This is a genomic window from Candidatus Epulonipiscium viviparus, assembly GCF_030708075.1.
GTDB classification, from domain to species: Bacteria; Bacillota; Clostridia; order Lachnospirales; family Cellulosilyticaceae; genus Epulonipiscioides; species Epulonipiscioides viviparus.
In genome coordinates this window covers 2,063,327-2,079,454 of record NZ_CP117982.1, presented here as the reverse complement: position 1 = coordinate 2,079,454, position 16,128 = coordinate 2,063,327, and the positions used below count along the sequence as shown (strand labels likewise).

Sequence of the window (16,128 nt, the reverse complement as noted above, 5' to 3'; positions counted from 1 at the left end):
ATTGCAATAGTTTTTTAAGCGCACTGCTTAATGGGAATATAAAATAATTTATGTTATAAAAAGAGCACCCCACAATTTTGAGGTGCCTTATTTTATGCCCTATTTCACTCTATATATTTTACTAATGAAACTAAATCTTCTGCTGAATGCGCATCAGATCCGTATATCATTTTTATGTCCCACTCTAATAGTTTACGAAACAGATAATCATCAATATATATTTCGCAATTTTCTTTGCGTTCACCTGCAATATTATAGTCAATTGTATATTTATTTTTGTTCATAGCTTCTAGCAATTCTGCTACTATTGGGAACTTACTATAGTCAACTACAAAATCTTGGCTATAAATTCTCACTAAATTGAGATGCCCCACTCGCGTTGGTTTATACTTTCCTATATCAGCTTCTACAGATTTCTTAACAGTCTCAAAATAAATTTGATAAACCTTGTCTAATCCTTCTGCTATTTTTACTAACTCATCAAAGCTCTCTTGGCTATAATCTATACTAAAGTATTTTTCACCTACTTTAATAATGTGCACTGATAAAATTCCATCGTCAAAAAATTGACCATATTTATTCAACATAGCTGCTATCTCTTGCTCATAGCCTTCTATATAGTCTACTTCTACTCCTATATTAATTTTGAGTTTATTCTTATATTTCTCCTTAACACACTCCACCTCTTTTATATATGGCTCCAACTCTTGCTCTTGCATATTTCCATCATTATTAAATTGTGGATAGCATTCCAAAAACTCCTTTGGCAATGGAAAATGCTCCGTAAATGATATTTCTGTTATTCCCAGCTCTATCGCTCTTTCTATATATTTTTCCATCGTGTCTTTGCTCCCATGCGGGCAATAATTAGTATGAATATGTCCATCTCTCATTATTTTTATCTTCCTTTCAATTTTTAGTTTTTAATACACAGATTATTGCCCTTTATTTTACTTAGTATACTATATATGTAAATATTTTTAATATGCTTCTGCAAAAGTTATTTCTTCTCTTGCAAAAGCATCTTCTTCTTTATCTTATAAACATCTTGAATAACGCTGTTCCTAAGTATTTCTTTAACACAACTTCTAGGTCACTTTCTGTTACGATGCCTCCATAACTCATGGTTTCCATCTCCATTGTAGCTTCACACACTCGTATTCCGCTATCAACAAATCCATTATTTTCATAAAATTCCTTGCGTCTCATTCTTTGCTTCGCATTAGCTGCAGTATCGTCTAATGCTTCTATATTCAAAAATATTTTTTTGCCTGGTACTCGCTTTTTTAACTCACCCAAAATTTTACTGCCGTATCCGTGTCTTCGCAGTGACGTCGCCAAATACAGTACATACACTAGGTCTTTGTCGTATATCAGATACATAAACCCCACAAATTTTTTCTCATCATATATACTCACTAGATCAACATAGCTTTTTTTGGCTTTAGATTTAAATAACCAAAAGGGCATTCTCTCGGTTACGGGAAATGACTTTACATACAATGGCTTAACGTCATGTGTGATTTTCGCATTTTGGGTTAATGTTACAAATTTCATTTTATTCCTCCTCAAAACAGTTAAACACATCTTTCTATTCAAATTTTATAAATGCATAGTATCTAGCTTTTCCTAAATATTGCTTTAACACTCCCTCAAAGTCTTCTCTAAAAATTTCCCCTCCCAAAGCCATCACTTCTGCATCTACCCCATAAATACAAACTCTTATTTCTGTATCTACAAACCCGTTTCTAATATAAAACTCCTTGCGTTTAACTCTAATCTCCGCATCAGCTGCCATATCACTAAGTGCGTCTATGTCTAATATCAACTTTTTGCCTGCTACTTTTTTTCTCAACGCTACCAAAATTTTTGTACCATACCCCTTGCCTCGCAATTCTCTTGCTACTGCAAAAAATACTATATATACCAAATCTTTATGGTAAATTAGGTATACAAATCCTACAAATTTTTGTTTCTCGTATATGCCAAACAAATCCGCATGTTGCGTTCTCGCTTGCCTTCTTATCCATCGCATAGACGCTCTTTCTACTGCTGGAAATGACTCCTCATATAACTCTTTCATCTCTTCTAAAACTTTCGCTTCATCCTTAAATGCTACAAATTCCATTTTAATCCCCTCTACTGTTCCTTATAAAACTGGTGCCATCGGATTATATTCATTTTGCATAAAGTTAAACAAATCTGAATATCCGTATATCCCCGCTTCCATAATGTTTTCAACTTCTTGCTGCACTACTTTAAGCACATCTATATCTGTATACATATTCGCTATCTTCATTTCTAGTAACCCGTGCTGGCGTGTTCCAAAAAATTCTCCAGATCCACGCAACTGTAAGTCCGTATCTGCTATCTTAAATCCATCCGTGGTTTCTTGCATTATTTTGAGCCGTGCCCTCGTATCTTTATTATATGAATCACTTACCAATATACAAAATGATTCATAGCTCCCTCGCCCTACTCTTCCTCGCAGCTGGTGCAATTGCGATAACCCAAATCTTTCCGCATTTTCTATTAAAATTATCGTCGCGTTGGGCACGTTTACTCCCACTTCTACCACTGTTGTCGAAACCAATATATCTATTTCGCCATTAGCAAACCGTTCCATAATCTTATTTTTATCTTTGGCTTTCATCTTGCCGTGTAAATACTCAACAGCCAATCCTGCAAATTCTTCTGCTTGCAACTTTTCAGCATACGATATCACGTCTTTAACATTTTCTACTTTTTCGTTTTCCTCTACCATCGGACATATAATATAACATTGCCGTCCATTACTCACATGCTCTCTCATAAATTTATAGATTCTAGCATAGTATCGGCTGTCCACTGCATTAGTTTTTATCGGGGTTCTGCCAGGTGGCAACTCGTCTATTGTAGAAATATCCATATCGCCATACAATATCAATGCCAATGTTCTCGGAATTGGTGTCGCGGTCATCGCCAACACATCTGGAAAATCTCCCTTTTGTGCCAGGCTAAGTCGTTGTCTCACTCCAAATCTGTGCTGCTCATCAGTAATTACTAATCCTAATTTTGCGTACACCACGTTATCTTCTATCAATGCGTGGGTTCCTACCAATATATCAATATCTCCCTTTGCAAGCTTTTCTAATAGCCCCATCTTCTGTTTCTTTGTAGTCGACCCCGTCAATAATGCAACAGATATATCAAATGCTTCAAAAGTTTTTTCTAAAAACTCAAAGTGTTGCCTTGCCAAAACCTCCGTCGGCGCCATCAATGTGCTCTGAAAGCCGTTTCGAACTACTATAAACAATGCTATTGCCGCAACCACCGTCTTTCCAGACCCTACATCGCCTTGGATCAATCGATTTGCTGCCCCCAATAATTTTAGATCTGCTGCTACTTCTTTGACCACTCGTTGCTGGGCCGCAGTTAGCTTAAATGGCAAAGTCTCCACAAATGCTTCCAAATCTACTGGCGATTGTTTTACTGTCCCAGCCTGCTTTTGCCTAAAATCTGATTTCAATATATATAAACTCAACTGCAATAAAAATAATTCTTCAAATACTAGACGCCTCCTTGCTTCAACGAAACTAGCATCGTCCTTCGGAAAATGTATGTTTTCTATCGCCTGTCTTTTTGGCATTAAATTATGTTTTGCTACAATATCAGTTGGGATCACATCTGATACATTACATATTGCAATATCTATTGCATTTTTTATATGTTTGCGTATGATAAATTGGGATAGTTGATATGTCGATGCGTAAACGGGAATTAGCTTGGTCTGTTGAGTATATTTCTCAAGTGTTTGATATGATGGAGAAACCATGTTCAATTTATTATATTTCAACTTTACGGTTCCGTAAAAATTATAGATCAGCCCTACATGAAAATTATTTTTCATATAAGGCTGTTCAAAAAATATAATCGTCATTTGTTCCGTACCATCAGAAACTTCAAATGATACCATAACTCTATTATTGACTTTTTTCAGTATTGGCTCTTTGATTACAGTTGCAACAATATTGTTGGCCTCATCTAGTACCGCCGCTTCTATTGGCGTTACCTTCGATCGGTCTTCATGCTTTTTGGGAAAATATTCCATCAATTCTGCTATTGTATATATCCCCAACCGATAGAACCTTTTTGCTGTTTGCTCACCCATTCCACTAAGGGTTGTGATGCTTTCTTTTAACATTTAGCTCACTTTAAACGCTGTAATAGACATAGGTTTTAATTTTAGTTCAAATTTCTCCTGATCAATTGTTACTGTTCCAACGTCTTCCTTATCTAAAAAGTTGCTGACCATAAAGTGAATGCTTCCGTCTACATTTTTGAATGCTATTCCCACCTTGCTTCTTGCGGCGTAGACAATCCTTCTTGCCCCTGGCTTAATGCATTTTCCCGCTAATGCCATTACATAAAAATCTGGATTATACTGATAAGTTTTTTCCTCTTCATCAATCGTTACCATGCTGTTTTGTTTCCAACCCCAGGTGCTTGTGCCTTTTGTATTTAGGATCATGTTCCAGTATGTGAATGTGTCACAACCCGCGTTTATATAATTTACTATATTCATATACAATGCTATTGCTTGTTCCCAAGTATTTTCGCCCTTATAACATACGCTTTCTGTATGCATCAACTTAAGCCCCGGATAATTTTGCAAAATATTATACAGCGGTTGCATTGTCGTATACTGTGTTCCAATTCCTTCGATATATTCTTCTATTCCTGGATTTTCACTCAAAAATTCACACGCTGTTGCCTCGTTTATAGTTCTAAATGTACCCGCAAAAATTTTGGTATCTAATTCTGCTGCTTCAAATGCTGGTACCATATGATCTCGTATCAATTTTGCCATTTGCTGCACATCCATATTGCAGCCCGGAAATATCGGGTTTGCTTCTGGCTCATTTTGCACGTTTATTCTATCTATATCAAAGCCTTTGTTCGCATACTCTTCTACTACTCTTACAAAATACTTGGCATAAGCGTCATAATACCTCGGGTCGTCTATCAATTTGCCCGCTCCCCCAGCTCCTGCCATTTGCTTGTTATCTTTCATCCAAGCCGGAGGGCTCCAAGGAGATGCGTGTATTCCCATATTAGGTGCGTACGCTCTACACATCGCCATATACGGAATCATATATTTTTCATCTCGCTCTAAGCTAAATGATTCCATCTCAAAATCATCTTCCAGATCGTCTAAACTATACGCATCCAATGCAAAGTCGCTCGCACCAATCGGAAGCCTAAAATAATTAAATTTATCGTACACAATATCTTTGCACACTTGCTTTTGATCCTCATCTGAAAGTGCCAGTAACGCCTTTCCTCCTAATTCACTAAATGCTCCTCCCAAGCCTCTAATTTCTTGAAATTCCATATGCGAATTGATATATAAAAATGCTCCAAAGGTTCGCTGGTTTGGCTGATCTCCAATATCTCCACACATTTGTGACGTTTCTTTTAAATTGATGTCGTTCGGAATATTTACTCTATAAATTTCTTCTAGTTGCATAACTATCTCCTTTCAAATTTAATATTTAGATATTATCATTTAACTTTCTAAAATGCAATCTTTTTAACATTTTTTCTCAATCTATTCAATATTTAAAAAATAACTAATATTTCATACACAAATATGCATTAATACTTGTCTATATTTCATAAGATAGATAATATATATTTTACTATAAGGAGGAGTTTACTATGAACGATATAATCTTAGTATGCAAAGACGTTGCAGCTGCCATGCAAGCAATACCAAATAAGGAGTTATTAACCATATTATCTGTTGAAGAATACAGTGCCCATTTAGAATCTATACAAAAAACTGCAGTAGGCACAATCTTTCTCACAAAGCCCGTTGCCAAAAAATTTAATCTTACTGACCCAGTAGGGCAGATCATAGATCATCACGATAATTTATACTTAATTTTATCTGGTATAAGACAATCCGAATCTGGCCCATATATCCCTAAATATGATGCCTACACTAATGCTTTCTTCGTTTTAGCAGATAGAATAAGAAATAGACCTGCTGCAACACACACTCAGGTAAACACAATTGCAAAGTCTTTGGCATTAGATATTCAAAATACTATTCAAAATCAGATCAATGAGCAAATCAAAAAGCTTCAAGATAATCACTAACCTTCCGCCCTCGCAAGTTATTGTGAGGGTTCTTTTGCATCAAAAAAAGCTGCCCTAATCGCAAATGCAATTAAAGCAACTATAGGTGCTACTATTTACTCAAAAATCATCTCTTCTTCAAATGGAATCTCTTCAAAAATCATCTCTTCTTCAAACGGAATCTCTTCAAAGTATTCATAAACTTCTTCCAAATAAAACTCCTGCTCATCAAATTCTTGCTCGTCAAAAGATTCTATCGCTATATATTCGTCGTCAGGATAAAATTCTTCGCTTGGTACATCCAAAATCTCTATTTCCGGTATCTCAAATTCTGGTTCTTCAAAATATTCTATCTCCGCATAATAATCAACCTGAGATTCTGTCTCAAATTCTGGTAATGTCATTCCCTCTGGTAACATCGCACTCACTCGTGCCGCGACACTGGCTATTTCGCTTTCTATCGTATTGGTCACAATAGATTTTTGCACATCATCGCCCATTACTGCATTTACTGTTACCCGGAATTTATAACGCCCGTTTTCGCTCGCATCTGCTGCATCGAACATTACTGTGTTTACTGTCACTTCTGTACTTATCGCATTATCAATTCCTCCAGTGCCTGTTAAATATTCCTCTACTTTTAATTTAACAGCTTGCTTCGCATCGTCTGAAGTTTTTGCGTTGTCTACACTTAACTCAAAATCAAATGGCGGCTCTGTATTTTCTAATGCACTCTTCACAGCATCAAGATCATCTTGTGCCAAATCAAGCCCCGGCGCTGCTATTCCTACTTGCTGATCAATAACTACATCTTTTTGTACTCCTTTAAATAGATTAATCATAAACTCATATAATCCCGTTTCTGCTGGAGCGGTATTAGTAGGTCTTTTGGCCGCAGTAAATTTTGTCGTTACTATTTCGAATGTAACACCCGTTGTTTCTGGCCTATTAAGCAACGTTGCGATTTGTTCGCTCATTTTAGTTTTGGCACCAAATTCGCTATTGTTTTCTGCTGGTATGCTAGCGTATGTTTCTCTACCTATTACATCTTTGGCCGCTATCAATGCCGCAGTATCAAATTCGTTTGGCAATACGTTTGGCTCAATTACCGCATCAATTGGCGCTGTCTCTATTGTATATATCCCTACATTATCTTCGCGCACAACATCTCTTCGGGCAACCACTGGCGCATGCTTCAATATCGCTGTAAACGTATATCTTCCCTGAATGCCGTCTGGATTTGCATAGTTGCCATCTGTTGCAGGAGAGAATGTTCTTGGTACGGTGTTAACTGTTACTTCAAAATCTGTAAATCCGTTATCTACTAGCAGATCTTGTATCATTGCTGTAATAAGTTCTGCCGAATGCTCCTCTGTTATTTGAATTTCTGCTGTTGCCATGTCCGCATCGTGATCATATCTTGCTGGCAATACATACGCTGCCCTATTCGCTTTCACTAGTGCGACTGCCTCTTCAACTCTTTCTGCCAAAATATTTTCCCAATCTAGCGAATCTACAAAAACTCCTAGCTGATCACCATTGTTGTTCGCATCTATTGTTGTGCCGTCCGCAAAAGCAACTTCAAAGCCTACAAATGTTCCCACCGCGCCTTTTTCTTCATCAACATCAGGGCCCGTAGTTTCTCCCGGTGCCTCATATCCCGGCGCTTCTCCTGTTACCATAATATCTACTTCTTTAACCGCGACACTAATCAGATTCTTAATGTAATTGCATATCGCTTCTATCGTTGCCTCCTCATCGCCTGGCACTAGCACTGTGTTTGGTATCGTCGTTCTATAGTCTGTTCCATCATCTGTTTCTGCAGATAGAAGGTCATTGATGAACACTCGGGCCTTTTCTACCGGCGATGTCTCTGCCGTATATGCGCCTTTTAGCTTTCTACCACCGTTATCAACATCGAGGAATTTTTCTAATGCATCTTCTAGGGTATCTAACACAGCCCCGTCTCCAATTAGCTCTTCTGCCAATATGTCTGGTCGTCTCATTGCTGTAACTGCAACGTTAACAGCTGTATTGAGATCCCGGTACACTTTTTCGTGCGCATAATATCTACCATCCATTATATACCTTTTCTTATATGCCTCTTCGGCATCTCCAGCATATCCATATTCTGGCGCTGTTGAATCTTCTCCGGCACCCTCCCAAACGCTATTCGGTACCATTGTTGTTTCTGAGAGTCTTGCCTTAACTTCAAAAATCTTGTCGTCAACCAATTTTTTAGCATCTAAGACCGCTTCTTGCGATCCTTCTCCACCTATCCCTTCTGTTCCCAAAATTATTATAGGCTTAGAATGTATTTCCTCAGGTGGAATGTTATTATCATCATTTTTCATTACGTTTTCGAATACTTTTATTTGATCCTCCAATATTGTTTTCGCACTCTCATAATCTTCTTTAGCAAAAATTGAAATTTTATTTCCCTCTTCATCAACCTCTGTTTTTAAATACATTAAATTTGCCACATATGCTGCATTTTTAATATATGTGATTGGCGGTACTGGCTTAGAGACTTCCGATACATCCGGATATCCCTCTGCTCGCGGATCCTTCAAAAACGGCTTATGGGTAACCCAAGTAATTCCTTCTGCCACGTCGGTGCCTTGTCTTAAGCTCACTTTTGTTAGTCCCAAATCCATCGCTTTATCTACTGACTTTTTCAGTGCAGCTTTAGCTTCAGCGGCATCATATTTTGGATCTGTTCCAATAATTTCACCTTGATTAAGGTTTTCACTAAATATAGAAACTGCTGCCGTCAAATTCTGAAGATGTATTTCAATTGTCTCCAGCGTCGTGGTATCGTTTCCTAACGATATTTTAAATCCGGTTTCAGGATCAATTACTGCCTCGCCAGTAGCTTCATCTATCAAAAAGTTGCCGTATGAATTATCGATCGCTTGTTGCGATACTTTTATTCGACTTTCTATCAGGTTCATATAACTTGCAGGTACCCAGTTATCAAGATCCTTAATATCAGATCCATCAACACTCACTAATGTTGCTTCAGCTAACGTTTTCGCTTCTTCCAATTTGGCTTTTAAATCAGCGACCGCAAGGTTAAATTCTTCGTTTCGACCATGTCTAGGCTTGCCATTAATCTGCGTAATTGCGACATCTACCATCGAATTAGTTGAGTTTTGTAACGAGCGCAATGCCGCCTCTAGCGAATCTTCTGTAGAAGTATATAGTAGCAACGCTTTTTGTGCTGCAGCAATTGCCGCTTCATATGCCTTATAATTTCCAATTGGCACCCAATACACCTCTTCGTTATAGACTACATCATCGCCTCTGCCTCCAACGCTACCACGAATTGCTTTCATCCCCAACGGAACGTCCTGTAATATTACATCGGCAGCTCCCCAGTCCATATATCTATCGCCATAATCAAATAGCCCTGTTTCTGGATCTTTGCCGATAAACTCCATGGCTTCATCGATAGCTTGTTTTAGCATATTGTAGTTTTCCACATAATCTTCTGATACCGAATCTTCGGTCATCACTTTTACTTTGTCTTCAAACTTTCCTATTTCTTTTTCCAATGCAAGCACCGCATTATCCATGGCCAATTTGTTTGTTTGCCCGTTATCAAATTTATCTAACGTGGACTGTACCACATGTATCGCGCTTGCTAGTACAACTACATCTTGCGCATTAATCCATTCATCGTTCACTGTAACATCGATGCCTTTGCGATTGCTCACTCGAATATCTTTTTCACCGCCTTCATCAATGCCATTGCCGTTGCCCTCGTCTCCGTCTGGTATTGGATTTCCATCCGCATCAAATCTGTCGTATCCATATTTATTGAGTGGCACTCCGTCGTATGTGGTATATGTTACCACTGGCGCTTCTGCACCTTGCAAATAAACTAGGTCATTGATGATCGCTACTGCATTAGCTATCGACTTTCGAATCTCGCTATCAGCAAAGCCTTTTGATCCGTAGTTCACTTTTGGAACCTTTCCTGGAATCATCTTTCCGTCTAAATCTCTGGCATAAAATAGTTCGTACGCTGTCTTCAATTTCTCGTATTCATTTACCACTGTTTTTAACGAATATGTTACAAGATTGTCAGCGATATTGGCGTTATTTTTCAAAACGTTTTGCGCATAGTTTACAATATTTCTAAGTTTATCTTTTTCTATTTTGGTTGCCCAAAGCTGTGTTGCCTCGATATCTATTCCACCCATTATGCTTTCTGCTAATCCCTCAAAGGCGGGTATAGGCGCCACTTCTTCATATATGACATTGTCCATGTATGCGTCGGTTCCGAGAGTCGCGTTGTCAACATACTCTTGCATCTTTTGCGTAAGATCCGTATATATTTCCTTGGTGCCATACTCGATCGATCTTTCAAACGCTTCTCTATCTCTAACCATAATTGTACTCGCATATTTTAGAGAATCCACTGTCGAGTTCGCTGCGTTATATGCTTGTATCGCAACATTTATTGAATTATCAAAAGACATGAAAGTTACGTCATAGACCCATTTTCCGCCGGCATCTGGAATGTTGTCCTCGTTCTCATCTTGCCCGCTTATATCGGTTCCTTGTACTTTGCTTATAACCGCGGCATTTGCTGTATCGACTGCTGCATTTACATCGATAACTCCTTCTGCAGTAATCGGTTTCTTCGCAATAAGCGCTGCTGCCTTATTTATCTCTTCCATTAGTACTTCTCTAACTTCTTCAAATGCCGCATATTCGTCTTCGTCTGCCTCTCCCGGAAGCGGTTTAAACCTTTCTATGGCACTCATATTGGCATTCACTTGGCTGAAAACCTGATCTACTGTTAAACTTTGTATTTTGTCTACTATCGTATATGAGTAGTCAATAGAGTTTAGCATTATCGTCATTACCGCATTGGTAACGTACATTCTGTCTAGTGGAATATTTTCACCATAGCTATCACTTACCAAAATTCTGTCGCCATCCGCATCTTCTAGCATCGCTTCCATCTGGCATATCTGATTATAGAGCAATACTTTGGAACTCGTTTTGTAATCCAATACTCTCGGCTCAAACTCATCAATCAACACTGTCAGTTTATCGAGTGCTTGCTGCTTCGTAGAATCTGTCGACGCAAGCAATCCCACTCTTATCGCCTGTTCTAGAACATATATTTGCGACGCATCAATATACTCAATCTCACTCATCAGAGAAATTTCCACATCGTCAAATCCGTTCGCATCGGTGTCCCCGTTTCGTAATATATCAAAAGTGAGAAACTCGATTCCCAGCTGATTGCTCACTAAATATGGTGACACAATTTCTGGTATCACATTGCCTTCCGCATCGACCTCTTCTTTCCAGCCGATAATTCGTTTGGCAGACATTATAGCGTCTTCTAACATTTCGTTCAATTCAAAGCTCTTATCCGCAGGCACAACTTCAAAGTTCTCCAACGCAACATCCAGCAACTCTACAGATGGTAATGTTTGGAAATACGTATTCTCAACTCCTGGGGTATTCGCCTTTATAAACCCATTAACATGATTTAGATTTCCGGCAAGAGCATCTGTTACGATTTGTTCGATCCCCTCAAGCGCATCTGCTATATTTGTAAACAACACTCGTATCGTCCAGTGTGTCGCGGTTGTTGAGCCATCATCAAAAGCTCCCGGTCTCAATCCATCGTGAGATATCAAAACTCTTGTTGTATCCAATTGAACATCCGCCAGCTTGCCTTCTACATCAAATACCAAATTTATCAGATCATCTAGCGTTTCGATTCCATCCACATCCGCATTTACATCCAAAATTTTTGCGTTGATCAAATCTTCGTTAATCTTGCTCGCAATCTCATCTACCGCAGCCTTATAGTCATCTATATACGCATCCAATACAACTTCTTCATCTGCTCGTATAGCATCAAAAGCGGCTATAGCATTTTGTAAATACTCCATCTGGATATCAAAATACTGTGGATTTACTCCAAACTCTGCCGTATGTTCTGCAATATCCTTATTGATAAATTTGTCGATGGCTACAAGGACCTGGTTGAGCGGTTCAAAGTTGCCTTTCGCTACATACCTACCTTTTCCGGCGTCGTCTATAATGTTATCATCGTTTAGCAATGCTCCATCGATTCCTGTTAATCCATCGTTTGAAATATGGATTGTGGTTGATGTATATTGCCCTGTAGAATTGTTGTTAGCGTCTTTTAGTAATCTAACGTTTGCGGCCTTAATGTCAGCAACACCTTCGTTATACGTTGTAGTTCCTCCTATAAACGCCGCGTATGCCTCATCAAAACCATCTACAGTTGGACGAACAGGATCCTTCTTCGTATCATTAAAGTCATCTGTTGCCTTATCTAATTCGGTTATCACTTGGTCGAAATATCCAACCGGATCTAATACGAAGTTTGGCAAGAATGATATTGAGAATATCGCATCCTCAAATTTATCTGGATCATTGTCTGGCGTCGGATACGTTCTAGGCATAGTTCCCTCTAGTATGCCCTCCACCTTATCAATTGCTTTATCATATGCTTGCAGATCCAACGAATTAACCCATTTTATTCCAGCATTGGTTGGAATAAGGCTCAGGTCGGTCCATTCTCTGTCGTCGTATATATATCGCTTATATCGGTAGCCATCTTCAGAAAATACCAGAGTTCTGTCATCTGGTGCGTTATCTGGGTGGTCCGCATTGTCCTCTGCCAAATAAATATCGGAATCTTTCTTGCCAATGCTCTTATACTCATCTCCCACAACCACCGACCTTGCAGTCTTCGGATTGCCCTCACCTTTTATTGCCGCATCCAGGCGATCTTGCCCAGTCTTATATTCTTCTGCCAATGATTCGACTTTCGCATCGTTGAAGTTTTCTATCGCACCCGCCAAGTCTATTGCCAAATTATTAAAGACCTCGTTATCATCGTAGAATAGACGCACCAATTCATCGATGCCTGGCTTATTTGTGCCATCTGCATTCTCATAATCATAAACCAAATTTGTAGGCAATATCAAATATACTAGCTCGCTCTTTTCGATTGCATCTGTTAAAACTGCATCTAACGCGTCCACAGTTTCTGGAGTTACCCAATGCGTATCGTTTGCCTCTGTTACATCCATTGCCATCTTAACTTGCTCGATCCCTGCAATAGATTCGTCGATCGTTGGCGTTACTTCTGCATCTGGAATCGGGTCCATTGCTTCTGTTGTAATCTTATATAACCCTTCATCCGAAATAACCAGATTGGCGACTGCAATCGATCTTGGTGTGTATTCGGTAACAAACTCAATTGCGTCGTCTGGATTTGTATCTGCAACAAGTTCTCGGCTCGCGATCGTTAAGATGTCTTCGCCGCTATTAATTTGTCCTCGCAGTGTTGTCATCGCGGTCGATAACGTTTCTGTTATCCCGGCTTCTGCCGCCTGTTCATATGCAGTAATTTCATTTTGCAATTCGTCTGCCAAGTTCGACATCTGCGTTGCTGTATATATTTTAGTTTTTAGATCCGGATTTATAATATAGTCGGTGCCGGCTTCTGTTTTCACATATGGGAACGCCGGTAACATGTCACCCACTGGTTCTTTAAACTCAACAGTTGCCACAACGGTCAATGCTTCTACCGCAACTCGATATAACGCATCGTGCTCTTCCATTGTTACCCATTGCTTTGCCGCACTCACGTTGGTGCCGAGTATAGAGCTTACATTAAACAAATCTCTTTGCGTAGTTTTCATCGACTCCAGCGTACTATCTTCATAATCTTCTATGTTAAACTCTAGATTATCTTCGGCAATAACTCCAGGATCTCCCATAGGCAACTTCATCATCGCTGCAGGCTGCAGTTTTAAATCATCATCTGCAGTGCCCACAGTTCCGTCAAAATCTTTATACGGCACAAATGCACCGCTCGCATTGACAGTTCCCATTCCCAGATGCACCAACATTTTTTGTAGTTGCAACAACATGGCCAGCTGCTCATGTCTTGTGCCTGGCTTCAGTGCCGCATTGAACGCGGCGGATCTATCTATAATCGCTTGTATGGCAACATTCAACAATGCGGTAATTGAACCTTGAACTTCCTCATCATAGTCGCTACCACCCAATTTGTTTTCTTCATTATCTAATCCATCGAGCTTATAAAAAGCATTGGCTTCGTCTTGGAACAAACCAATTTGCTCCGAAACATCTTCCATATTGATAAACATTTGCGTAACGAAAGGAGTTTCCGTATCGCCGCCTGGCTGCCACTCTCCCAAATCTTGCTCACTCTCCGCAATTGCGGGCGTTACAAAAAATGAACCTGCGTCTAGCTCTTCAAATCTTCCATCATATGCAATATCGATGACGGTTAGCCCAGCTTCTTGCTTATAAGATGGTGGCTTGTATATTCGCATTCCCACCGCATCGGCCTTCAAGCATACTTCATTATTTTCATCCAAATATACGTATACCGCACCGCTCTTATAAAACTTGCTCTCTGCCTCAATTGTATCTGGATCCTCTATCAGTCCTGCAAACTCGCTTGTATTTGGAAGCACCGACGGAAACGGACCCTCTATATCCTTAAGTCCCATTAGAGCTTTTGTTACCATAATTTCAAAGTTACCAACTTTATTCGATGCCGAAACTTCATCAGTTCCCAGTTTTGCTTCCGCTATGTAGGTGTTATACGCATCTGATAAAGAATTTAGCACCGCCTCCAATTCACCCATATTTGTGTATCCGCCATCTTCTTGTAGTTCTGGAGCGCCATAGGCAACCTCATGATGATTAGTATACATTTCACCGGTCTCTGGATTCGTACTTTCTAATGTAATCAACGCTTCATACGATTCCGGATGAATATGCTTTACGGCTTCTGCCGCTTTTTCTAGCTCTTCATATAGCTTATTATGAACCGATTCATTAACCCAATATTTGTCAATTGCAATGTCGGCGCCTTCCACCTTGCTCAAATAGATCGGGATTCCGTTATCTGAATTGGGTGCCACACGAGCGGCCCTTGCCGAGCGAACACTCGCAGCGACAACATGAACTTCTACCATAAATGTATTCACTTGCTTTGTAGAATTATCTGTTATTGTATATTTAATCAACACCGGTTTATCTGGATCTGTAATATTTGAAGTGGTTACAGGTGCGCCTTGCTCAACCGATATATAGTTGCCCGCGGCGTTTGTCATATTTACTTCGACAGTATAAAACGACGGCTGAAACTCTTCTTCCCATTGCAATGTCGGAACTTCGTATCCGTCATATTGTTCCACCGTTACTTTTTTAGTTGCCCCATTATCCAGCAATATATTTTTAAACTTGATTGGTGGCGCCGCGGCTCCCGCATCTGCATGCACGTTCACTGCATAAATTTTGTCCATCAGCTCCACAACTTTATCTCGATAATCAACGCCCGTTCCGGGTTTCATTGGAACTACTTGCAATTTGCTATTATAATCTTTGAGAGTTAGGACTGCAACTTCTATTTGAGACAATAACCCCTCGGTGGCAGATGCGTATCCCTCATACAAATATTTTTCAAGGTTTAGATAATCCTCTCCCATCGCATCAGTGAAGAGTTGATCGGGGCCATATTCGATTCCTCCTATTTTTGATGGGTTGGCTTGCAAGGTACGTATAGATGCAGCGAGTTGCTCGTTTAGTGCATAAAACATATTAAACTCCGCCAAGCTCACCAAATTATTTGAATGATCAGAATCTTGAGTTGCCCCTTCAGCATCATCAGATAAATCTACAGCAGGAAGCGGAGCAATACCTACCCCCACATAGTCATCACCCAAATCTGCTGCCGATGTAATTACAGGAAAAGCCGTTGTTGCCAACATTATCATGAGCGCCAAATATTTATGTTTCTTAATCAATGCCATATATTTCATTCCTTTCTACCATATTATACCATAGTATATTTTATAATCTAATTATTTATCCATAATATATATCGTGTATGCAAAACAAAATAGTTATAGCATACCAGATGGTAAAATTTGTGCGCTCTATATAACTTGTCCTACT

The 16,128-nt window shown here is 39.3% G+C and carries 7 protein-coding genes; 1 reads left to right on the top strand and 6 read right to left on the bottom strand.

The window, feature by feature from the left end:
• Positions 1–104: 104 nt before the first annotated feature.
• The 5 genes from hisJ to PCY70_RS08635 all read right to left on the bottom strand — a co-directional run bounded on the left by hisJ (position 105) and on the right by PCY70_RS08635 (position 5,509).
• Positions 105–893 carry a histidinol-phosphatase HisJ gene (hisJ, locus tag PCY70_RS08655; protein WP_305767029.1) on the bottom strand — a complete coding sequence of 263 codons (789 nt, stop codon included), beginning with the start codon at positions 891–893 and terminating at the stop codon, positions 105–107.
• A gap of 139 nt (positions 894–1,032) precedes the next feature.
• Positions 1,033–1,557, bottom strand: a complete 525-nt coding sequence (locus PCY70_RS08650; protein WP_305767028.1) for a GNAT family N-acetyltransferase — start codon at positions 1,555–1,557, stop codon at positions 1,033–1,035.
• Positions 1,558–1,591: 34 nt separating this feature from the next.
• Positions 1,592–2,128, bottom strand: coding sequence for a GNAT family N-acetyltransferase (locus tag PCY70_RS08645; protein ID WP_029488253.1), 537 nt, complete (start codon positions 2,126–2,128; stop codon positions 1,592–1,594).
• Between the two features lie 21 nt (positions 2,129–2,149).
• Positions 2,150–4,183 carry an ATP-dependent DNA helicase RecG gene (gene recG, locus PCY70_RS08640; RefSeq protein ID WP_010168344.1) on the bottom strand — a complete coding sequence of 678 codons (2,034 nt, stop codon included), beginning with the start codon at positions 4,181–4,183 and terminating at the stop codon, positions 2,150–2,152.
• Positions 4,184–5,509, bottom strand: a complete 1,326-nt coding sequence (locus tag PCY70_RS08635; RefSeq protein WP_305767027.1) for a glycoside hydrolase family 30 protein — start codon at positions 5,507–5,509, stop codon at positions 4,184–4,186.
• A gap of 191 nt (positions 5,510–5,700) precedes the next feature.
• Here PCY70_RS08635 and PCY70_RS08630 point away from each other — a divergent pair, with 191 nt between their 5' ends.
• Positions 5,701–6,144 carry a hypothetical protein gene (locus tag PCY70_RS08630; protein ID WP_305767026.1) on the top strand — a complete coding sequence of 148 codons (444 nt, stop codon included), beginning with the start codon at positions 5,701–5,703 and terminating at the stop codon, positions 6,142–6,144.
• A gap of 95 nt (positions 6,145–6,239) precedes the next feature.
• Here PCY70_RS08630 and PCY70_RS08625 read toward each other — a convergent pair whose 3' ends face one another.
• On the bottom strand, positions 6,240–15,983 hold the full coding sequence (locus PCY70_RS08625; protein WP_305767025.1) for a hypothetical protein: 9,744 nt from the start codon (positions 15,981–15,983) through the stop codon (positions 6,240–6,242).
• Between the last annotated feature and the right edge of the window lie 145 nt (positions 15,984–16,128).

What these genes read in the sequence shown, in the direction of transcription:
- hisJ (WP_305767029.1), bottom strand. Translation starts at nt 893, where the DNA reads ATGAGAGATGGACATATTCATACTAATTATTGCCCGCATGGGAGCAAA.
- PCY70_RS08650 (WP_305767028.1), bottom strand. Translation starts at nt 1,557, where the DNA reads ATGAAATTTGTAACATTAACCCAAAATGCGAAAATCACACATGACGTT.
- PCY70_RS08645 (WP_029488253.1), bottom strand. Translation starts at nt 2,128, where the DNA reads ATGGAATTTGTAGCATTTAAGGATGAAGCGAAAGTTTTAGAAGAGATG.
- recG (WP_010168344.1), bottom strand. Translation starts at nt 4,183, where the DNA reads ATGTTAAAAGAAAGCATCACAACCCTTAGTGGAATGGGTGAGCAAACA.
- PCY70_RS08635 (WP_305767027.1), bottom strand. Translation starts at nt 5,509, where the DNA reads ATGCAACTAGAAGAAATTTATAGAGTAAATATTCCGAACGACATCAAT.
- PCY70_RS08630 (WP_305767026.1), top strand. Translation starts at nt 5,701, where the DNA reads ATGAACGATATAATCTTAGTATGCAAAGACGTTGCAGCTGCCATGCAA.
- PCY70_RS08625 (WP_305767025.1), bottom strand. Translation starts at nt 15,983, where the DNA reads ATGGCATTGATTAAGAAACATAAATATTTGGCGCTCATGATAATGTTG.